Here is a 19,925-nt window from a genome sequence, read left to right on the forward strand (position 1 = left end):
GGGCCCCGTGGGACCGCGTGATCGGGACTGAGCACGGGTGAGCACCGAACGGCCTGTCGGGTGAGCAGCCGTCGCGGACATGCTCTGCTGCATGAGCCCGGGTCACCGAACATCCGGGCCCCACGGAAGGGAACTCCATGCGCGGCCATCGTCTCGTCAGAGCACTGCCCACGGCCGGGGCCGCCGCCCTGGCCACCGTCGCGATCACCGCCCTCGGCGTCCAGCCCGCGGCCGCCGACAGCAGCGACTGCCTGTCGAACTCGTTCTGCGCGTGGCAGCACTCCAGCTACGGCGGCAACTACCTCGTCTCCCCCGCGGGCCAGAACGTCTCCAATGTCGGCCGGCAGATGAACGACTCGATGACGTCCTACTGGAACCGCACCGGTGACTGGATCACCGTCTACTACGACTCGGGGTACCGCGGCTGCCTCTTCGCCATCCCGCCCGGCGGTTCGGACGCGGCCGTCGATCCGGAGTTCAACGACCGCATGACCTCGTTCGCCGTCGGCAAGTGGTGCTGAAGGGGCCTGTGACCGTCATGAACAAGACGCAGAGGACAACGACGTGGCTGCGGTCGCTGGCCGTCGGCACCTTCACCCTGGGCGCGGCGTTCGCCCTGACCGCCGTCACCGGCACGCCGGCCGCCGCGCACTACAGCCAGTGCCCGGACGGGGAGTTCTGCATCTGGCAGCACTCCAGCTACGAGGGGATGTTCGCGTACTCGAGCAAGCCCCAGCCCGACCTCGGCGACATGGACGACCGGACCACGTCGTACTGGAACCGCACCGACAACTGGGTCTCCCTCTACCTCGTCGAGGACTACCAGAGCTGCTTCGAGTCCGTTCCGCCGGGTGGCTCGGTCGGCGTCGTCAACCCGTACTACAACGACGGCCTCTCCAGCTTCCGGCCCGGAAAGTTCTGCTGACGCCGATGAGCACACGCATCCGGTCCCACTCGGCCCGTCCCGCGGCCCGCGCTCTCGGCGCCCTGTCCGCCGTCGCCCTGGCCCTGGCCCTCGCCCCGCAGGCGCATGCGGAATCCGGTGCCTGGGTCAGCCTGGAGAACCCGCACACGAAGGCCTGCCTCGGCGTCAACACGGCCGTCGCCGGGACCAAACCGGTCACGCAGGTCACCTGCAAGGTCACCGACTTCAATTCGTGGCACCTGAGCACGGACGGCTGGCTGCGCAACGGCTACCAGAGCGACTCGTGCCTCGACACCAACGGCACCCGGCTGTACCTGTCGAAGTGCAACACCACCGATCCGGGGCAGTTGTGGGAGCGTCTCCCCGGCACCAAGGTCGGCATCGTCAACCGAGCGGACCCGGGCAAGGTGCTCGTCGGCTGGGCCGACGGAACGGTCGGCATGGCCGTCCCCGGCGCCGTCGACGCCGCCGCCAAGTACCAGTGGGTGTGGAACTGGCAGTAGGCCGCTGCCCGGCCCGCGGCAACGAACACCGAACCCGCATGCGGGCGGCCCGCCGGAAGCGGCGGGCCTGCCGGCCGTTCTCAGGTCCTCTTCTTCATCGCTTCGATCTCTTCGAGCGTGGTCACCCGTACCCGGCGCCGGGTCCTCGGCTTCCTGGCCGGGTCCTCGGACGGCGACGGAAGAACAGGCGGCGTCACGGCCCCTGCCCGTTCAGCGCCGGTCGTGACGCCCGCGCTCGCCGCGCTCGCCGCGTCCTGCCCCTTCACGGCGCTCGCGACGATTTCTTCGAGCGGCGCGGCATGTGCCCGACACAGGTCCACCGTGACCGTCCTCCCGCCGTCCACCGTGATCTCGTACGACTTCGCCGGAGTCCGGCGGTCGATGTCGCAGGCGGTGATCTCGACCTTCATCCCACTCCCCTGTGGTCCCGGGGCAACGCCTTCGCGCTCTCGCTGTGCAAGGCTGACAGCGCACGAACCGGCGAGTGCAAGTGCATCCCATAAGATCATGCGAACAAGAAGCGGAATCCGAGAGGGTACGCGTGCCGAAGCGCAAGATCGTGGACGAGGGCGAGGTCATCAGGTGGTTCGAGGAGGGCTGGACCTACAAGGAGATGATCGATGAGTACAAGCGGAAGTACAACATCGAGACGGTGTCATCGATGTGGGGCAACTTCCGCCGACGCAGGGGACTCGACCGTCGCATCGTGCGGGACGACGATCTCATCCCCTGGGCCGTGAACCTCGAGCACCGCCAGCGGTATCAGATCGCCATGCTCAGGGCCGAGGCACGACGCCGGGCCGGCATGTCCCTCGACGAGGACCGGGCCAAGCGGCTTCACTCCTGGCGCCTGATGCTCGAGGAGAAGAACGCCGTGGTGCACTACGACCCGGACACGGTCGACGGCTTCTTCTACGTGCCTCGGGAGCCGGGCGACGACGACATCATCCGCCGGCCGGCCCGCAAGTCCACCCTGCGGAGGAACGCCGACAGGCGGTGACCCCGCGCTGCTCGCGACGTCGTCGCCGCGGGCGGCAGCGATGACGTCGCGCTGACGCGGCGGCCTCCCGAGCCCGGGCGCCGGCCTCCGGGCAGGGAGGCGCGAAGACGCCCGGGGCCGGCGCGGTCGCCGGTCCCGGGCGGGAGTCACGGAATCACCACCACGGGGTGCAGCAGGAGACGCTGCTCTCCCCGAGGAGGCGTCCGCAGGCCCGGAAGCGGTAGCTGGTGCTCGGGCTGGTCACCTTCGCCGCGCTGGTGCTGGGACTGCCGTTCGACTGGACGGTGAAGGGACCGCACTGGATCCAGTGCGCCCCGTTGTCCCAGGTCCAGTCCATCCAGACCCGGTCGCCCGCCCAGGTCGAACCGTCGATGCGGGCCCACCCGTGGTTGCTGCCGTTGATGTACCCCTGCTGGAGCTTGACCGTGACCCCGGAGCCGATGTCGACGGAGTGCACCGTGCTGCCGTTCTTGTCGTACGGGATGCCGGTGAAGCCGTTGGCCCCGTTGGTGCACTCCGCGGCGGTGGCCTGCGCGGGCGTCGCGGGCACCTGTCCTGGCCTCGTCCCGGTAGGCGCCGGCCGTGCGGTCGACCGTTCGGCCCGGCACGTGGACGACTCGGCGACGATCCCTGCGACCGCCATGCCGACTCGGGCGCCGGCCGAGTGCGTCGCCGCCCACGTCACCGCGCTTCTCGGGCGGTGGTGTGACGTGGCCGGAAGCGGGAGCCGCGGGCGGTCGGGCCGACACAGGCGGGCAGCCGAACAGCCGAGTCGTCGAACCGTGACGACTCGGCTGCTCGGTCACCGGTCGGGGCGGTCAGGGGCGTTCGAGTACGGCGTGGTGGCCGGGGTCGAGGGTGTCCTCGTCGTCGGAGGTGGCTTCGCCGTCGTCCAGGGAGACGTCCTTGGTCTCCTTGCCGAGGAGAAGGGCGATCAGCGTCAGTACGGCCATGGCGGAGAGGTAGACGCCGACCAGCCACGGCGAGCCGTCACCGGTCTCCCACAGCGCGACGGCGATGAAGGGGGCGACGGCCGCGCCGAGGATGGAGCTGACGTTGTACGAGACGCCGGATCCCGTGTAGCGCACGCTGGTGGGGAAGAGCTCGGGCAGCAGTGCGCCCATCGGCCCGAACGTCATGCCCATGAGGGTGAAGCCGAGCACGAGCCACAGCACCACGCCGAGTGTGCCCAGGTTGATGAGGGGCACCCAGACCAGTCCGAAGACCACGATGGCGGCAGTGATCCAGATCAGGGTGGTGCGCCGTCCGTACTTGTCGGCGAGAGGACCGGAGACGAGGGTGAACAGGGCGAAGAACAGCACCCCGAAGATCATCATCAGGACGAACGTGGTGTAGCTGTAGCCCAGACCGGGCACGGGGGCGTCCTTCGCGGTGCGTCCGTAGCTCAGGGAGAACGTCGTCATCAGGTAGAAGAGCACGTACGTCGCCAGCATGAAGAAGGTGCCGAGGATCAGCTGCCTCCAGTGGCTGCGCACCACGGTGGCCAGGGGCAGCTTGCGCACCTTCCCGGCCTGGCGGGTCTTGGAGAAGACCTCCGACTCCACCAGCCGTGAGCGCACCCACAGGCCGATCGCGACCATGACGGTGGAGAACAGGAAGGGGATGCGCCAGCCCCAGCTGACGAAGGCCTCGGAAGGCTGCGTGGGGTCGGCACCCGCCGCGGACGGCAGCAGCGCTCCGATGACGAGGAACAGGCCGTTGCCGATGATGAAGCCCAGCGGGGCGCCCAGCTGCGGGAACGTGCCGTACAGGGCGCGTTTGCCGCTGGGGGCGTTCTCCGTCGCGACCAGGGCGGCACCGCTCCACTCGCCGCCGAGCGCGAAGCCCTGCGCGAGCCGCATCACCACCAGCAGTGCGGTGGCGATCCAGCCGGCCTGGGCATAGGTGGGCAGGACCCCGATGAGGAACGTGGCGATGCCCATGGTCAGCAACGAGACCACCAGCGTCTTCTTGCGACCGAGCCGGTCGCCGAGGTGCCCGAAGAAGACGGCACCGATGGGGCGGGCCACCATGGCGGCGCCGAAGACGGCGAACGACGACAGCAGCGCCGTGGTCGGGTCACCGCTGGGGAAGAAGAGCGAGGGGAAGACCAGGACAGCGGCGGTCGCGTAGATGTAGAAGTCGTAGAACTCAATGGTCGTGCCAATGAGGCTGGCGATGAGGACGCGGGAGCGCGGATTTGCGGGTGTCAAGACTGAGCCGGTGGCTGGTGCGGGCATCGCTGGGTCTTTCGCGCGAGGTGGAGATCGGTTACCGAGGACCCGGACCCGTGCACCCCTCCTCTCACCGGAAGACCGTGCACACGGTACGGATACAGCAAACGATCTCAGGCATCTTATTCAACGGGAAGCACATATCGCATACTGAGACAACGCGGCTCCGATCCGGGGCCGCCCCACAGAAGGGTCGCCCTCGTGTCCGACAGCGATCTGCGCGCGTTCTCCCTGGGTGACCGTCTGGCCGCGCGTCTGGTCAACACGGGCACTCCGGTGAAGGAACGGCTCGGCGTGCCTCCCACCGGCGCCTCGTTCGGGATCGTCGAGCACGCCGTTCACCAGGTCCGCAACGGGCGGTTCGTGCACATGACCGCCCCGCACGACGCCGGCGGACTTCACCGGCAGCTGACCCGCTGGCCTCCGGGACCGGCGGCGGCGCTCGGCGCACGGTTCGTGCGGCTCGACGTGACCGACGACGCTTCGGTGAGCAGCGCGCCGGCGACGATCGACGCGGCCGAGGGCCGGCTCGGCGTCCTGGTGAACAACGCGGGCGTCCTGGGAGACGGAGTGATCGACGGTCCCACGGCCCTTCAGGCCTTCGACACCGACGCGGTGGGGATCGCCCTGGTAGCCCCGCGATAAAGGGCGTCGCCTTCCGGTGGCCCTCTCGTACAATCCGACTCACAGCAGGGGGGAATCATGATCTGTCGCATCCGTCCGGCCCTGGCGGCGGCGCTGTCCGTGGCCGCGCCCGCCGCACCGCCCACGCCACGTGGCGGGGCGTGGACCCGGAGCGTGGAGAAGGGGCACGTGCTCGCCTGCGCCGGAGCGGAGGGCAGCATACGTGTGGCCGTCGGGCTCCACGAGAACCCGGTTCTCGGCACCCACGTTCAGCTGTCCTTGCGGACGGCGAAGACCGTGCGCGGCAGGTCGGCCTGGCGTGCGGCCCCGTTCTCGCCTTCGCCTCGGGGGTCCGCCGCCCCGCCGGCAGCGTGAGCCGATCCTGAGGCGGGACCTCGCTGCTGGTGACGGCGTGCACCGTGCCCCGGAGCGGCACTCGGCAGGCACCGGCGAACCTGATGTCCCCTCCCGACCAGATGCCCGTCCTCACGAACGAGGTGACCACTCCTTGGACATCATCGACCTCGCCGCGCTCGGCGAGTCCTTCACCCGCGATCCCTACCCCGTGTACGCCCGGTTACGGGCCCAGGGGCCGGTGCACCGCATCCGGATGCCGGAAGGAGGTGCGTCGGCCTGGCTCGTCGTCGGATACGAGGCCGGGCGTGCCGCCCTCGCGGACCCCAGGCTCTCGAAGGACTGGAGCAAGGCCTCCCCCGACCTGCCGCTGGGGGCCGTCTCCTCCGGCCCGCACATGCTGAGGGCCGATCCGCCGGACCACACACGGCTGCGCAAACTGGTCGCCCGGGAGTTCACCACGCGCCGGGTGGAGGAACTCGCCCCGCGCATCCAGAAGATCACCGACGCGCTGCTGGACCGGATGCTCGCCGCCCCCGACGGGCGTGCCGACCTCGTCGAGGCGCTGTCCTTCCCGCTGCCGATCGCCGTGATCTGCGAACTGCTCGGCGTGCCGGATCTGGACCAGGAGTCTTTCAGGACCTGGTCGAACGACGCCCTCGGGGCCGCCGACCCCGAAGTCCGCAAGGCCGCGGCGGCCTCGATGGCGCGCTACATGGTGACGCTGGTGGAGGGCAAGCGTCAGCGGCCCGGCGAGGACCTGATGAGCGCGCTGATCCACAGCTCGGAGGAGGACGGCGACAGGCTGTCCCCTGAGGAACTCCTGGGCATGGCCTGGCTGTTGCTCGTGGCCGGCCACGAGACCACCGTGAACCTCATCTCCAACGGTGTCCTCGCCCTCCTGACCCACCCGGAACAACTGGCCGCCCTGCGTGCGGATCCCTCCCTCATGGACAACGCGATCGAGGAGATGCTGCGCTACGAGGGGCCCCTGGAGACCCCCACGTTCCGCTTCACCACCGAACCCGTGGGCATCGGTGACACGGTCGTCCCGGGCGGAGGCGAACTCGTCCTCGTCGCCCTGGCCGACGCCAACCGCGATCCCGCGCGTTTCCCCGCACCCGACCGCTTCGACATCACCCGCGACGCCCGCGGCCATGTGGCGTTCGGCCACGGCATCCATCACTGCCTGGGTGCGCCGCTGGCCCGCCTGGAGGCGCGCATCGCCTTCAGCACCCTGCTGCACCGCTGCGCCGACCTGACCCTGGACATCCATCCGGCGGCCCTCACCTGGCGGCCCGGAATGATGATCCACGGTCCGCGCAGCCTGCCCGTGCGCTTCACCCGGTAACCGACGGCGAAGGAGCCGGGGACGGCTCCTTCGCCGGGCACACCACCACATCGTCGGTGCGGTCGGGCGACCGGCCCTCTCCTCCACGGCCGCGCCACGCCGCTCTCGCCGGGCCCGGTGATCGGTCCACGGGCACCCGGTGTCCGGTTTCGGAGTTCCGCGGTCCACACCCCGACAGGGTGAGCCGCGGGTGGCAGCCACAGAAGCGGCTGGGACGCGCGATGCCTCGCGTCCGCCGCTTCCTCCCAGCGGTGCATGGTGCCACGGCCGAACGATGGGGAACACTCCGCCCTCGGACGACAAGATGGTCCCGCAAGAGGGCGGGTGAGCGGGCGGGGCGGGATCGGAGTCGCCGGAAGCGCCTCGATCCGCGACGCTGTCATGATGACCGCCTCCATCCCCCGAGAGTCCCACGGCGCCCGCACGGCCGTGGAGTTCGGAGTTCCGGCAGTGCTTTTCCACGTCACCCGCAGCGAACTCGTCGACGTCTTCGGCGAGGACCGGCTCGCGACCCTGCCCGCCACCGCCTTCCCGCCCTCCGCCGCGGACACCGAGGGCGCCCGCCTCCTGCGGACCGTCGGCGTCCCCACCGGAACGCTCCATCTGCGTGAGCCCGACGAGGACTCCGGTCGGCTGCCCCTCGTCCAGGACGTCGTGGACGCCGAGGACTTCGAGGACGCCTCGGGGGACGCGGGCGAGTGGCCCGTGATCGGCTGGCTGCTCAACGCCCACCTCGCGCTCGACCCCGGTTCCGGCAAGGTGTTCGCCTTCGACGCCGACGAGGAGACCGTGCGGGAACTCCACACGGACGTCTCCTCCCTCGTCCGGGTCACCCTCCGGTTCCAGCGCCTGCTCGACGAGTTCGCCTTCGGCGGCGACGCGGCCGGCGAGGAGGCCGACTTCGAGCGCCTGGACGGCGAGGTCGATCGCATCCGTGAGGAGACGAGCGGCATCGACCCGCTCCCCTTCCAGGACGACGAGACCGTCTGGTCGGTGGTGGGCGATGAGATCGCCATGGGCCAGCGCTTCGAGGGCGACAGCCCGGGGGCCCGCTCGCTCTACGGGTGATCGCGGGCCGGTGCCGCCCGCGCGCCCCGAGGCCGGCGCGGGCCCGGGCGGCGGCGGACCGCCTCCCGGGTTCACGCCTTGACGTAGGACGCGACGAACACCCCGGCCGCCGGGACATAACCGGTCCGCCGCCAGTCACTGTAGTGGCCCTCGGGCCGCAGCCCGGAGTCCTCGGCGTAGACATCCACCTCGTCGGGCGTGAGCAGGCGCGCGGTCTCGGTGCCGATGCGGTGCGTGCCGTCCGCCTCGAACAGCAGGGTGGACACCTGCCAGATCCGGTTCTCCCCCAGGAGCGTGGCGTGCATCTGGATGCCGGTGTCCGGCTCCGGGCAGGGCACGAACACCGTGGTGCGCGCCAGGCCCTGGTGCAGGGCCTCGATGCCGGGACGGTTGTGCGTCTCGACCAACAGCCTGCCACCGGGCCGCAGGTGTTCGGCCGCGCGGGCGACGGTTTCCCGCTGCCCCTCGGGGTCGAGGATCAGCGAGAGCGTGGAGCAGACGCAGTAGACGAGGCCGTACTGCCGGTCGCCGCGGTAGGTCCGGATGTCGCCGAGCTCGGCGGTCACCTCGCCCTCGCCGGCCTTCTTCTCGAGGGCCGCCAGCATCTCCGGCGAGGAGTCCACGCCGGTGACCGGGCCGACCTGGTGCGACAGCGGCAGCGCGATCCGGCCGGTGCCGACGCCGAACTCCAGGGTGCCCCAGGCCGGGTCCGGGTGGAACCCGGCCACGGCGTCGACGACGACGCGGGTGGCGGCGCCGTTGTGGAAGATGCGGTCGTACCAGCCTTCGAACTGCGCGCCGTAGCCGATGTCCGCGGTCGTCATGGGTTCTCCGTTTCTGTGGAAGGGACGTGCCTGCGGCTCGCGGCGTGCCGGGGTGATGCGGGCTGGGCCGCGCGGGCGGGCGCGGAAGCCCCGGGCGGTGTCAGGCCCTGCCGACGGTGATGCGCGGACGGCGCACGCACGCGGCTCATGCGGCAAGAGCGGCGGTCGGCGTCGTGGCGGCCAGCTCGCGCCGGCGCTGTGAGAGCACGTAGTGGATCGCCGGATGAGTGGCGCCGAACGCGAGAACGAACCGGTTGAGCCCCATGAACTGGCCGATGCCGAGGTGGAACGCCGCCATCGTGGCGAGGTAGGCGCGGGCGGCGGGTCTGGGGAGCACGTAGATGAGGGGGAAGCCGCACTCGATGGCGATCGTGCCCCAGGACAACGCCTTGGAGATCACCGGGTAGCGGGTGAGGAGCCGGTGCGCGCGCGGGTCTCCGTAGCTCTTCGTGCGCATCACCCCGGCGACGGCTTCCCCCTTCAGCCAGACCGGGGAGACGGCCTTCACCACCCCGGAGGCGACGTAGGACAGCGAGGTCTCCAACGCCAGCGTCCGCATCGCGAGGTCGTCGGCCCGCTCGCGGTCGCGGATCAGCCCGGTGGAAGCCATCGTGACGTTGATGACGTGCTGCAACTGGTCGGCGCCGTCCCGGCCGAACGGGATGAAGGCGGACTGCGCGCTCTGCAGCGCGGCCAGCGTCACGCCGCCCGCCACCCGCAGCGGCCGGTTCCCGGGCCACAGGAAGGTGGCCGCCGACACGGCGGCCTGGGTGCCGTAGACCGCGTAGGGGAACGCCCTGGACGCCAGTGCGCGGTTCACTGCGGGGTACCGCTTCGCGAGCCACGGACGGAAGGCCTCGACCTGGCTTCCCAGCAGGTCGCCCCGTACGAACCGCCGGTGCTGGCTGAGTGTCTCCAACGCCGCGACGAGCGTGCCCGCGGAGGCGATGCGGCGTACCGCGGTGGGCGGGTGCGGCGAGGCGAGGGACGAGGCCACCCGGGTCGGGCGACGGAACACAGGAGTCTCCTTCCGGTGGAAACGGTGCCGGGGACAGGACGGCGCCTGTCCCCGGCCGGGACGGTTCGCCGGGCGGGCCGGGGACGCGGTGCGGCTTCGCCGCGCGCCGCGCGCCCCGCTGCCCCGGACCGACGCCGCGTCGCCGGGGACGCCGGCTCGGTCCGGGAAAGCGCTGGGCGGTGTGCCGCTGGACGTCAGCCGTAGACCCTGGCGTGGTAGGCCATGGCGTTCGCCGCCAGCAGCTCCAGGGCGAAGATCCCGACCTCGATGGCGATCATCGGGGTGGCCATCACGGGGTCGGCCGGGCTGTCCGGACGGGCGGCGTCGGTGTCCGAGAGCAACCCCGGAGCGATGTCGGTCAGGGATTCGTTGGCGAACTGGGCTACGAGAGACATGTGGTCCCCTTCTTCGTGATCCGTACGCGGATCTCTTGGCTGTCTTTCCGACAGAGCAGTGACTGCTTCCCCAGCGGGGCGTTACGCCCGTGTCGGCCGGGGGTTCCGCTCTCACCCGTGGATCCGGCGGCATGAGGGCGGGACTCTCGGCCGACGCGGTCTACCGTGCGGTCGCGGCCGCCGGCCGCGGGGGCCGCAGCGGGATGTGCTCGGAGGCGAACACGGGCTCCACCGCGTGCCGTTGCCCGTGCTCGGGATGGGCCCGCAACAGCATGAACTGCGTGTGGTCGGCGTCCGGTTCGTGGGGGATCCGGACGGTCAGGTAGTTCTCGAGGATCCGGTAGCCGGGGGTGGCGGCGATACGGTCCATGTCCGCGGACGACTCGGTGGCCACGACGGTGATGACCTGGAGCGCGTCGAAGAGGACCTTGGGGGCACGGTTGCCCGCGTTCCAGGCCAGGGCGTACCAAGGCCGGTCCGGGGTCACCACGATCTCCCTCCACGGGGCCGCCGTGCCGCAGGTGATGTCCCGGTAGAGCAGATGCGAGTCCGACACGCCGGGATTGGGGCCGAAGAACCTCCAGTTGGGCGCCCGGAGGAAACGCAGCGGGCCCCTCGCGAGCAGATGGTCGAACCTGCGGTCGGGGAGTTGGCCGGCGGCGGTGCGGACCAGCCAGGCCGCGAGCCCGGTGGACACCGCCGCGTACACGGCGCGCTGCCCGTTCACGCCCTGTTCCCGGGGACGATCAGCTCGGCGAGGGTCTTCGCGTGCGTCTCCTCCGCGACGACCCCCATGTGGTCGGCGTCCTCCCGCACGTGGTGCCAGGAGAGATCCGACAGCTCCAGCATCCGTTCCTGCGACATGCGGTGCTTCGCGGCACTGCGCGTGCTCTTCAGCGCCGTCACCACGTGCAACGGGACGGTCAGCTTCCCGACGGGCGGGTAGGCGCGCGCCGCCATGTACTCGCGGTACGCGGTGGCCCACACGCGTGGCCGGGCGTGGAACGCGGTGAAGCTCTCCTTGACCTCCTCGGCGTAGAGCTCGCGGACCGGCGTCATCGGGTGCAGGACGTTGAGCCCGACGGCCGCCCACAGGCATTCCATCAGCAGCACCTGCCGCGTCCACCGGTCGGAGGGCCTGCCGACGCCGGCCCGCAGATCGGCGATGCTCGTGGGATCCGCCATCACCACGTGGGACAACGCCGCGTCCCCCCGCGACGCGGCGTACGCGGCGGCCAGGTAGCCGCCGATCGAGTGCCCCACCAGCACCAGCGGCAGGCCGGCGAGGTAGCGCTCGCGCAGCTCGTCGACGATCCGGAACTGCTCGTCCAAGGTGGCCCCGGGCAGCGGGCTGCTGAGCCCGTGGCCCGGCCTGTTGTAGCCCACGCAGGCCGCGTTCCCGGGCAGGTGCTCACGCACCCGGGCCCACTGTTCGTGCGGAAGGCCCAGGCCGTTGAAGAAGATCACGCCGAATGCGGCGTCCGGCGGACGCCGGTGGTCGACCTCGACCACGCGGCCGTCGGCGCGAGACATCGTGGAGAACGCCGCCGTCCGCCGGCGAGCACCGAGAGCCCGGGTCCGCGCACCGGTCGCCCAGCTGCCGACGCACAACGCCGCCACACCGATGGCGAATTTCCGTTCGATGGAGATCGTTCTCGCTGCCGGCATGCCCGTCCCCTCTCCTCATGCGTACCGGTACGTGTCGTCCGGTCCCGGGTTCCGGCCCGGGTGCGGGCCGGATGACCGCTTCGCCCGGCGTGGCACGGCGCGACACCGTGACGGCGCGCCGGCCGGGCATCCCCAAGACTGCTGACCGTCGGCAGGCCGGAACAACGGCTGCCGGCCGTCCCGGACAGTCCCGCGTCGTCCGGGCTGGTCAGGGTCGTGTCCGGAGGACGTCCCGGACATCGGCGGCACGCCGACGCGGCTTCGAGGCACGGCGACGAGCGGCCTGAGCGGTTCCGCGTCGGCGACACCCGCCGGCCGCGGTGAGGGCGTCGATGTGGTCGAACCGGAGCAGGAAGAGACGGGTGCGGAGTCCGCCCGTGAGGGAAGAGCCCCCAGCGGGTGCCGGGCGCCTCAGCCGGACGGCGGTCGCCTCCCTGGCAGGGGGCTCTTCAGGGCGATGTCACGCGTCCGAGGCCGGGCCGCGTCGTCCTGGCCGGCTGAGGGAGCGGCGCCCGTTCAGCCGGCGTCCCGCACGTCCCGGTCCACCTGCGTGGTCCGCCGCACGGCGGTGAGGGCGGCGAGCACCGTGCCGACGGCCACGACCGTCAGTCCGCGCAGCCACACCTGGGCCTCGATCTGCGTGGCGAGCACGACACAGGACGCGATGCCCAGGACCGGCAGTGCGGTCGGGGTCCGGAAGTGGTCGGCTTCGCCCGGATCCCGGCGCAGTACCAGTACCGCCGTGTTGACCATGAGGAAGACGACCAGCAGCAGCAGGACGAGGGTGGACGCCAGGGTGGCGACGCTGCCGGTGAGCGCGAGGAGCATCGCCAGCAGTGTGGTGACCGCGATCGCGGCCCACGGCGTACGGCGGCCCGGCAGCACCTTGGTCAGCGCGGCGGGCAGCAGGCCGTCCTTCGCCATGCCGTAGGCCAGGCGGGAGGACATGATGCCGGTGAGCAGCGCGCCGTTGGCCACGGCGACGAGCGCGATGGCGCTGAACAGGCGGGGCGGCACGCCGCCCGCCTCCTCGACGACCTCCAGCAGCGGCCCGCTCGACCCGGCCAGCCGGGCGGTCGGTACCGCCGCGGACGCGGCCATGCCCACCAGCACGTACACGGCCCCGGCGGTGGCGAGGGCGCCGAACAGGGCGCGGGGGTAGGAGCGCCGCGGGTCGCGGGTCTCCTCGGCGACGTTCACCGAGGTCTCGAACCCGACGAAGGAGTAGTACGCCAGTACCGAGCCGCTCAGCACGGCCGCCGCCGCCCCCTTCTGCGGAGTGCCCAGCTGCGTGAGCCGCCCCACGTCGCCGTCGCCGCGCAGCAGCAGCCACGCGCCGAGGACGACGATGACGGCCAGTCCGCCCACCTCGATGACGGTGGCGACGACGTTGGCGCGGGTCGACTCCTTGATGCCCCGCGCGTTGACCAGGGCGAGCAGGGCCAGGAACAGCACGGCCACGAGTCCCACGGGCAGTGTCACGAAGGCCGACAGGTAGTCGCCGCCGAAGCCGCGGGCGAGCGCGGCCACGGAGACGATGCCGGCGGCCAGCATGCAGAAGCCCGCGACGAATCCGGCGAACGGTCCGAAGGCGCGCGTCGCGTAGTGGGAGGCTCCGCCCGCCCGCGGATACTTCGTCGCCAGCTCGGCGTAGGAGGCGGCGGTCAGCAGCGCCAGCAGCAGCGCGACGACCAGCGGTACCCACACCGCTCCCCCGGCGTCGGCCGCGACCTGGCCGACCAGGACGTACACGCCGGCGCCGAGCACGTCGCCCAGGATGAAGAAGTACAGCAGCGGGGTCGTCAGCGCGCGCTTGAGCGCCGCTGTCTCCCGTGCCCCTGCCTGTTCCCCCGTCTCCGCCGCTGCCTGCGCCGACACCCTGTTCCCGACTCTTCTCGCCATACCGCCTCGTGTCCCCCCTGCCGCGGGATGCACGCCCGGCCACCGGCCACCGCACGGATGTGGCGCGTCACACCGGCCGCACGTCACGAACGGGCCGGCGGCTCCCCTCCCGCAGTCGCCGGTGACCGCCGGAGGGAGGAGGGGCGCTGAGCGCGGGCGACGAGCGGCCGGTCAGGCGCCGAACGGCGGCACGGCGTCCAAGGACAGGTCAGGGCGCGGACGGTGGCGCGGCGCGTGGCAGCGGCCGCCTGCCGCGGTTACCGCCGGTTCCGGCTTCACCGGCGTGTGAGCACGCGGAACTCGTTGCCGTCGGGGTCGGCGAGCAGCACCGCGCCGTTCCCGCCGGGGGCGGAGTCGAGGCGCTTCGCCCCGAGGGAGAGCAGGCGCTCGACCTCCGCTTGCTGATCGCCGTTCGGCGCGAGGTCGAGGTGCAGGTCCTTGCCGGGGTCCGGCATGAGCGGCGGACCGCCCCAGGTGATCTTCGTGCCGCCGTCCGGCGACTGGACGGCGGTCTCCTCGTCCTGGTCCCAGACCAGCGGCCAGCCCAGCGCCCGGCTCCAGAAGTGGCCCACGGCCCGCGAACCGTCGCAGGCGAGCGCGCCGATGAAGCCGCAGCCGGCGAGGAAGGCGTTGCCCGGCTCGAGGACACAGAACTCGTTGCCCTCGGGGTCGGCGAGCACCACATGGGCGGCGTCCGGTTCCTGGCCGACGTCGGCGTGCTGCGCGCCGAGGCCGAGCGCCCTGGCCACGGTTTGCTGCTGGTCATCCAAGGAGGAACTGGTCAGGTCGAAGTGCAGCCGGTTCTGGGCGGTCTTCCGCGTCCGGGAGGGACGGAAGCCGAGGAGGTAGCCGGCGTCGTTCCCGGACTGCAGGGCGACGCCGTCGTCCCACTCGTCGATTCTCTCCGAGCCCAGGACGCCGGACCAGAAACGCGCCAGGCGCTCGGGCTGGTGCGCGTCGAAGGAGATCGCGAAGAGTCTGCTGCTCATTGCGCCACGCATCCTCGGTCCGTCGGGTGTCCACTGTCCGCAGGGCGCCGTGTCAGCACCGCGGACGAGGATCCTACGGGCCGGCCGGCCTTGGTCGCAGCCGGGTATTTCCGCGGTCCGCGTGCGGACTGCGGGGAGGTGCGAGCCCGCTCGCCGCTTCACCGCTCGTGCCCTGCTCAGGCACGGATCGCGTACAGGGCGCCTTCTCCGGCCCGGACGTACGCGGTTCCCTCCGCGGCCGCGGTCACCGGACAGGCGTCGATCTCGACCCGCCGGCGCTCCTCGCCCGTCGCCGCGTCCAGCGCCACCCGCCCTGGGCGAAGACGTACAGGGTCCCGTCCGCCGCGGACGGCGTGAAGCACCGGAGCCGCCCGGGGCCGGCGAAGCACACGATTCCCCCGACGGCCACGGGCTGGGTGAGACCGTACCGTCCACGGCGGGGCTTCAGTTCCCACAACTGCCGGCCGCTGCCCGCGTCCAGCGCCACCAGGCCGGTGCGGGTGCCCTGGTGGACGACGCCGTCGGCCACGACCGGGGCGCCTGCCGCGTGCGGAACGGACGCCCGCCAGCGCGCGGTCCCGCTGCGCGGGACGGTGTCTGCCGGAGCGGGCCGCTGGGGGCGGCGGGAACGACAGCGGCGAAGGCGCCTCCGTCACCGTCTACGGTGCCGCCGGAGACGTCATCGCCACCGGCCGGCTCGGCGACAGCGGGTCGACCGGGTACGGGTCCTGCGACTTCGGCATCGCCGTGCCCGACGTATCCGAGGGCGAAAAGTTCCACAAGGTCGAAGTGTCGCATCGCGGCACCGTGCAACTGACCGCCGAAGAGGCCGAGAACGGGGAACTCTCCGCCGGCCTCGGCCAGAGGGCGTCCCCTGACGGGCGTGGCGCTCGGTCCCCCGCTCTTCACCGTCAGGTCGGTGTGCCGTCAAGGCGTCTCGGCCTCCCCTGCCCACGGATGGGGTGGGCCCACTGACGGGGAGTGTCACACGGGCCTGGCAGGCTGCCGTCCATGACGGATGCCCTCATCGAGACACAGACGCCCGAGCGCCGCATCACGGATCCTGCAGAGGCTCTTGCAGCGCTTGAGCGCGCCCTACCGAACCTGGTCGGCTTCCGCCGGTCGATGCCGGCGGCACTCGACTGGGCTCTGGTCGAGGAAAGCCTGGGCACCACGCTGCCCTCCGACTACAAGCACCTCGCCGAGTGGTACCCGACGTTCGCCGTCGGCGACTACCTTCTCGTCAGCCTGCCCGAGCCGGGTGAGGAACACCTCGTGCACCGTGACTTTCGGAGCATGCTGGACGTACTTGCCGATGCCTGGCTGGAACCCGCTCTCGGCCTGTCGGCCTATCCCGCACCGGGCGGCCTTCTGCCGTGGTCGGAGTCGAACGAGAGTGACAAGTTCATGTGGAGCACCACTGGAGACAGCCCGCGGGAGTGGGTCGTCACCGTGGCAGGCCGCGGCGGTGCTTGGTGGCACTATGAGGGCGGGGCCGTGCAGTTCCTCGCTGAACTCTGCGACAACAGCCTGGAACCCTGGGGCCTGCGCGTTTTTGAGCCCGAGGTGACGCCCTGCTGAGCCGCGCCGGAAAGGTCGTCAGCGGATCGGACGACGGTGGCGGATTCCGCGCTCACGGAGCCATCGGCGCAGGTGGTCGTAGCCGTGGCCCCTGTCCGCAGGGAACTCGGCCGGGTACCGGGCTCGCCGAGGACGACCCGGTGCAGCCGGGCCCGGACCCGCTCCCGGCTCCGCTGGGCGAAGCGCCGGCAGACCGTCGGCCGGGCCGGGCCGAACACCGGCGGCAGCTGCCGCCAGGTGCAGCCCGAGGCGGCCACGAAGATGACTGCCGCCAGGCACTCGCGGTCCCCGGCCCGACGCCGCCCGCCGCCCTGCGGGCGTATGACCTGTATCGGCGGGGCCACCAGTCGGCGTACTGAGGAAAGTGCTCAGGCGTGTACGGACGAACGTGCTCAGTCGTGGGACCGGGAGGACAGCCCTGCGGCCGTGGGGGTGTCCGCGAGCGTCCATGACTCGACGGCGGTCTGAACCTGGAGCACGCGGGCGTAGGCTCTCAGGGATGCGGATAGGCGAGTTGTCCAAGCGCACGGGCGTGAGTCCGCGCTCACTGCGGTACTACGAAGAGCAGGGCCTGCTGACCAGCTCACGCTCCGACGCGGGGCAGCGTCACTATTCCGATGCTGCGGTCCAGCGCGTGTCACTCATCCGACAGCTGTTCGACGCGGGTATGTCCAGCAGGGTGATCGCGACTGTGCTGCCGTGTGTGGACGTCCCGGGTGACCTGGGCGTCGCCGAGGAGACGTTCACGGCGATGATGCGCGAGCGCGACCGGATCGACGCCGACATCGCGCACCTGATCGAGACCCGGGACGCGCTCGACGTGCTGATCAGGGCCAACAGCCGACACCGGGCGGAGCTGTCCACGGCACCGGAACCGGTGGCACAGTCGGCCTGATGCTGTGATCTGCGTCTCAGCTGGTTGCCCCTCACGTCAATGTCAGAGGTGAGGATGGCGACAACGCCCGGAATCACCGGGTCGGTCGTACGAGAGGCGGCGGAAGATGGGGCAGGCGTGGGGTTTCGGCAGGTACGGCGGGCCCGAGGTGCAGGAGTTCTTCGAGCGTCCCGATCCCGTCCCCGGTCGCGGCGAGGTGCTGATCCGGGTCGACGTGGCCGGCGTGAATCCCCTCGACCACCTTCTGCGCTCGGGTCTGGTCGACGGGCTCGACGGCGGGCGTCCGTTTCCCCGCGTGCTGGGCATGGAGGCAGCCGGAACCGTTCTCGCCCGGGGCGAGGACGTCGACGGGCTCGAGGTGGGTGACGCGGTCTTCGGCTTCGCGCTCACCGGTGGCGGCACCTACGCCGAGACGACGGTGCTGTCCGCGCCGAACACCGCGCGCGTCCCGGAGGGTCTGTCCGCGACCGTGGCGGCGACGCTGCCGGTGGCCGGGACGACCGCGGTGGACGTGCTCGACCAGCTCGGCCTCCCGGCCGGTGCCACGGTCCTGGTCAACGGAGTCGGGGGCGGGGTCGGCCTCGCCGTCGCCCGGCTGGCCGTCGGGCGCGAGCTGCATGTGATCGGCACCGGGAGTACCGCCAAACGCGAGCACGCCGAGGCCATCGGGGTGCGGTTCATCGACTACACCGCCGAGGACGTCGCCGCCGCGGCACGCGAACTGGTTCCGGACGGCTTCGACGGGATCGTCGACCTCGCCGGAGGCACCTCGCTGCGGACGGTCGCCCCGCTGGCCCGGGATCCCCGCAACGTCATCGCCGTGGGTGACATGTCCGTGCCCGATCTCGGTGGGCGTTTCGTCGAGCGTCGCGTCGACCGCGAGAACCTGGAGCGGTCGGCCCGGCTGGCCCTCGACGGACTCCTCGCACCCGTCATCACCGCGGTCCATCCGCTCTCCGACGCCCCGGCCGCCCTCGCCACCGTCGAGAACGGTCACGCCTCGGGCAAGGTCGTCATCAAGGCGGCATGAGAAGTGCCCGGCCGTCCGACGCTGTCGACCGTCCCCTGCGGACCGACGAGAACCCGTGGCCAGCGCATCATCAACCGAGCACGTCCACCTGTACGGGGTTGAGCACGTTCAGGCGTACGCCGGCACCACCCGCCGGAACAGCACCCACCACTCGTCCGGCACCGAGCTCGTCCGTTTCGGCAGCGAGCCGCCTCTGGGCGGCTTCGGTCTCGGCACGCTCCTTCCGAGCGGTCCTGGCGACTTCCGCGACGGAGCAAAGGTGCCGCCGGCCGCGAACGCCGTCACCGCGTCGCCGACGGCGGACGGCACGGTCACGACCGCCCCGTCCGGGCCCTCGAAGTCCTCGGCCGGCTCGGCCCGCGTGCTCGGCATGCCGCCGCACCCCCTACGGGGCCGGGCGCTCGATGACGATCATGGCGGCATCGTCGTCCAGGTGTCCACCGACGTGACGCAGCAGGTCGCGTCGGAAGCGGCCGAGGAAGGCGTCGGGATCACGCTCGGTCCAGCCGGTGATGCGCTCGGCGAGCGGGTAGAAGGTGCCGGCCGGGTCGCGGGCTTCGGTGACGCCGTCCGTGTACAGCAACAGGAGGTCTCCCGGGAGGAACGGAAAGCTCTCCACGTGGTAACTCCGGTCCGTCAGTTCGCCCAGCCCCAGCGGAGGTGCGGGATGAAGGGCGTTCATCGTCACCGGTCGGCCCTCGCGGAGGACGACGGGCGGAGGGTGCCCGCACGAGACCATCTGGACGCGGCCGTCCCGGTCGGGGATGTCCAGGACGGTGGCGGTGATGAACGTTTCCCCGTAGCGGCCCGTCTCCCCCGGTTCCATCAAGTCCCAGCACACGCTCCGGTCGAGGTAGGCCACCAGCTCGCCGAGGCTCGCCTGGCGGTGAGCCGCGACGCGGAACGCCCCGAGCAGCAGTGCGGCGTCACTGACCGCGGTCATCCCCTTGCCCCGCACGTCACCGACGATCAGCCGGGTGCCGGAAGTGGTGCGCGCCGCCGCGTACAGGTCACCGCCGATCCGGGCCTCGGCCTCCGCGGCGAGGTAGAGGGAGGCGGCACGCAGCGGACCGAGCCGGCCGGGCAGCGGAGGCAGGACCACGCGCTGGGCGGTCTCGGACACGTACCGTACTTGTGTCAGCTCTTCCGCGCGACGCTCCCGCACCACGCAGAAGACGACGAGGCTCGCTCCCACCAGCACCAGGGCGATGACCTGTGCCTCGTGATTGGCGGAAAGCAGCTCGTCGGGATCGCGCAGTACCCCGATGATCGTCTGCGCGATCACCGCCAGCGCGGCCACCAGTGCCACCGTCCGGGGCCCGCCGAACGAGGGGGTGATCGCCGGGGCGGCGACGAGCAGCGGCCCCAGGTGAATGCGGGGAGGCGCAAGAACGTCGATCACGGACACCACAACGATCCACGCGATCGGGATGGCGACCAGCGCCCGGCTCGTTCGCGCCGGCCGGCGAGATCCGTCGAGACCTTGCGACATGACTCCTCTCTACACCGACCGCGCTTGATCCGCTCGCACAGGCGGAGACCGGCGTGCGGTCGCCCGTCGGCG

24 protein-coding genes and 1 pseudogene are annotated in these 19,925 nt (G+C 71.5%); 10 read left to right on the plus strand and 15 right to left on the minus strand.

All coding sequences use genetic code 11. From position 1 onward, the window contains the following. The first annotated feature begins 137 nt into the window (after positions 1 to 137). The 3 genes from ACH4F6_RS00480 to ACH4F6_RS00490 are packed head-to-tail and all read left to right on the plus strand — an operon-like array spanning position 138 to position 1,428. The gene (locus ACH4F6_RS00480) at positions 138 to 521 is read left to right on the plus strand and encodes a peptidase inhibitor family I36 protein (RefSeq protein ID WP_397957582.1); all 384 of its coding nucleotides are present in this window, start codon (positions 138 to 140) and stop codon (positions 519 to 521) included. 17 nt (positions 522 to 538) lie between these two features. Then, positions 539 to 925: a peptidase inhibitor family I36 protein gene (locus ACH4F6_RS00485; protein WP_397957583.1), complete on the plus strand. Its 387-nt coding sequence runs from the start codon at positions 539 to 541 to the stop codon at positions 923 to 925. 5 nt (positions 926 to 930) lie between these two features. Next, positions 931 to 1,428, plus strand: coding sequence for a ricin-type beta-trefoil lectin domain protein (locus tag ACH4F6_RS00490; protein ID WP_397957584.1), 498 nt, complete (start codon positions 931 to 933; stop codon positions 1,426 to 1,428). A gap of 80 nt (positions 1,429 to 1,508) precedes the next feature. Here the strand turns inward: ACH4F6_RS00490 and ACH4F6_RS00495 are convergent, their stop codons facing one another. Further along, positions 1,509 to 1,838, minus strand: a complete 330-nt coding sequence (locus tag ACH4F6_RS00495) for a hypothetical protein (RefSeq protein WP_397957585.1) — start codon at positions 1,836 to 1,838, stop codon at positions 1,509 to 1,511. 131 nt (positions 1,839 to 1,969) lie between these two features. Between ACH4F6_RS00495 and ACH4F6_RS00500 the strand changes: the two genes are divergently transcribed. After that, complete coding sequence (locus ACH4F6_RS00500) at positions 1,970 to 2,428, plus strand: hypothetical protein (RefSeq protein WP_397957586.1); 459 nt, start codon at positions 1,970 to 1,972, stop codon at positions 2,426 to 2,428. 154 nt (positions 2,429 to 2,582) lie between these two features. Here the strand turns inward: ACH4F6_RS00500 and ACH4F6_RS00505 are convergent, their stop codons facing one another. Both ACH4F6_RS00505 and ACH4F6_RS00510 read right to left on the minus strand, forming a co-directional pair. Further along, entirely contained in the window at positions 2,583 to 2,978 is a 396-nt protein-coding gene (locus ACH4F6_RS00505; RefSeq protein WP_397957587.1) for a hypothetical protein, read from the minus strand. 268 nt (positions 2,979 to 3,246) lie between these two features. Continuing rightward, positions 3,247 to 4,668, minus strand: coding sequence for an MFS transporter (locus ACH4F6_RS00510; RefSeq protein ID WP_397957588.1), 1,422 nt, complete (start codon positions 4,666 to 4,668; stop codon positions 3,247 to 3,249). 195 nt (positions 4,669 to 4,863) lie between these two features. Between ACH4F6_RS00510 and ACH4F6_RS00515 the strand changes: the two genes are divergently transcribed. From ACH4F6_RS00515 to ACH4F6_RS00525, 3 genes are all read left to right on the plus strand, one after another. Further along, on the plus strand, positions 4,864 to 5,307 hold the full coding sequence (locus ACH4F6_RS00515; RefSeq protein WP_397957589.1) for an SDR family oxidoreductase: 444 nt from the start codon (positions 4,864 to 4,866) through the stop codon (positions 5,305 to 5,307). Between the two features lie 487 nt (positions 5,308 to 5,794). Further along, positions 5,795 to 6,991 (plus strand): cytochrome P450, encoded by a 1,197-nt coding sequence (locus tag ACH4F6_RS00520; protein ID WP_397957590.1) that lies wholly within the window; start codon positions 5,795 to 5,797, stop codon positions 6,989 to 6,991. Between the two features lie 450 nt (positions 6,992 to 7,441). Continuing rightward, positions 7,442 to 8,059, plus strand: coding sequence for an SUKH-4 family immunity protein (locus ACH4F6_RS00525; RefSeq protein ID WP_397957591.1), 618 nt, complete (start codon positions 7,442 to 7,444; stop codon positions 8,057 to 8,059). A gap of 71 nt (positions 8,060 to 8,130) precedes the next feature. Here the strand turns inward: ACH4F6_RS00525 and ACH4F6_RS00530 are convergent, their stop codons facing one another. The 9 genes and pseudogenes from ACH4F6_RS00530 to ACH4F6_RS00570 all read right to left on the minus strand — a co-directional run. Beyond that, positions 8,131 to 8,883, minus strand: coding sequence for a class I SAM-dependent methyltransferase (locus ACH4F6_RS00530; protein ID WP_397957592.1), 753 nt, complete (start codon positions 8,881 to 8,883; stop codon positions 8,131 to 8,133). Positions 8,884 to 9,028: 145 nt separating this feature from the next. Then, positions 9,029 to 9,901, minus strand: a complete 873-nt coding sequence (locus ACH4F6_RS00535) for a hypothetical protein (RefSeq protein ID WP_397957593.1) — start codon at positions 9,899 to 9,901, stop codon at positions 9,029 to 9,031. A 194-nt stretch (positions 9,902 to 10,095) separates the two neighbouring features. After that, positions 10,096 to 10,296: a linaridin-like RiPP gene (locus ACH4F6_RS00540; protein ID WP_397957594.1), complete on the minus strand. Its 201-nt coding sequence runs from the start codon at positions 10,294 to 10,296 to the stop codon at positions 10,096 to 10,098. Positions 10,297 to 10,456: 160 nt separating this feature from the next. Further along, entirely contained in the window at positions 10,457 to 11,023 is a 567-nt protein-coding gene (locus ACH4F6_RS00545) for a hypothetical protein (protein WP_397957595.1), read from the minus strand. Next, positions 11,020 to 11,964 carry an alpha/beta hydrolase gene (locus ACH4F6_RS00550; RefSeq protein ID WP_397957596.1) on the minus strand — a complete coding sequence of 315 codons (945 nt, stop codon included), beginning with the start codon at positions 11,962 to 11,964 and terminating at the stop codon, positions 11,020 to 11,022. The genes ACH4F6_RS00545 and ACH4F6_RS00550 overlap by 4 nt, the downstream gene beginning before the upstream one ends. Before the next feature lie 516 nt (positions 11,965 to 12,480). Beyond that, positions 12,481 to 13,758, minus strand: a complete 1,278-nt coding sequence (locus tag ACH4F6_RS00555) for an APC family permease (protein ID WP_397958188.1) — start codon at positions 13,756 to 13,758, stop codon at positions 12,481 to 12,483. A 383-nt stretch (positions 13,759 to 14,141) separates the two neighbouring features. Continuing rightward, positions 14,142 to 14,855 (minus strand): VOC family protein, encoded by a 714-nt coding sequence (locus ACH4F6_RS00560; RefSeq protein ID WP_397957597.1) that lies wholly within the window; start codon positions 14,853 to 14,855, stop codon positions 14,142 to 14,144. Between the two features lie 176 nt (positions 14,856 to 15,031). Continuing rightward, entirely contained in the window at positions 15,032 to 15,163 is a 132-nt protein-coding gene (locus ACH4F6_RS00565; protein ID WP_397957598.1) for a hypothetical protein, read from the minus strand. After that, positions 15,100 to 15,423, minus strand: a pseudogene (locus tag ACH4F6_RS00570) (PQQ-binding-like beta-propeller repeat protein); the annotation flags it as partial. The gene ACH4F6_RS00565 and the pseudogene ACH4F6_RS00570, both read right to left, overlap by 64 nt. A gap of 443 nt (positions 15,424 to 15,866) precedes the next feature. On the opposite strand from ACH4F6_RS00570, the gene ACH4F6_RS00575 reads away from it, so the two are divergent. Then, a complete protein-coding gene (locus ACH4F6_RS00575) occupies positions 15,867 to 16,436 on the plus strand; it encodes an SMI1/KNR4 family protein (protein ID WP_397957599.1) in 570 nt (189 codons plus the stop codon). Here ACH4F6_RS00575 and ACH4F6_RS00580 read toward each other — a convergent pair. Continuing rightward, complete coding sequence (locus ACH4F6_RS00580) at positions 16,337 to 16,780, minus strand: transposase (RefSeq protein ID WP_397957600.1); 444 nt, start codon at positions 16,778 to 16,780, stop codon at positions 16,337 to 16,339. The two genes, ACH4F6_RS00575 and ACH4F6_RS00580, sit on opposite strands and share 100 nt — an antisense overlap. A gap of 155 nt (positions 16,781 to 16,935) precedes the next feature. On the opposite strand from ACH4F6_RS00580, the gene ACH4F6_RS00585 reads away from it, so the two are divergent. Both ACH4F6_RS00585 and ACH4F6_RS00590 read left to right on the plus strand, forming a co-directional pair. Further along, positions 16,936 to 17,331 (plus strand): MerR family transcriptional regulator, encoded by a 396-nt coding sequence (locus tag ACH4F6_RS00585; protein WP_189304622.1) that lies wholly within the window; start codon positions 16,936 to 16,938, stop codon positions 17,329 to 17,331. Between the two features lie 106 nt (positions 17,332 to 17,437). Beyond that, on the plus strand, positions 17,438 to 18,361 hold the full coding sequence (locus ACH4F6_RS00590; protein WP_397957601.1) for an NADP-dependent oxidoreductase: 924 nt from the start codon (positions 17,438 to 17,440) through the stop codon (positions 18,359 to 18,361). 108 nt (positions 18,362 to 18,469) lie between these two features. Here the strand turns inward: ACH4F6_RS00590 and ACH4F6_RS00595 are convergent, their stop codons facing one another. Beyond that, positions 18,470 to 18,733, minus strand: a complete 264-nt coding sequence (locus ACH4F6_RS00595; protein WP_397957602.1) for a hypothetical protein — start codon at positions 18,731 to 18,733, stop codon at positions 18,470 to 18,472. Between the two features lie 13 nt (positions 18,734 to 18,746). Beyond that, complete coding sequence (locus tag ACH4F6_RS00600; protein WP_397957603.1) at positions 18,747 to 19,853, minus strand: PP2C family protein-serine/threonine phosphatase; 1,107 nt, start codon at positions 19,851 to 19,853, stop codon at positions 18,747 to 18,749. Positions 19,854 to 19,925 lie beyond the last annotated feature (72 nt).

This window comes from Streptomyces sp. NPDC017936, assembly GCF_044328485.1.
Lineage (GTDB): Bacteria > Actinomycetota > Actinomycetes > Streptomycetales > Streptomycetaceae > Streptomyces.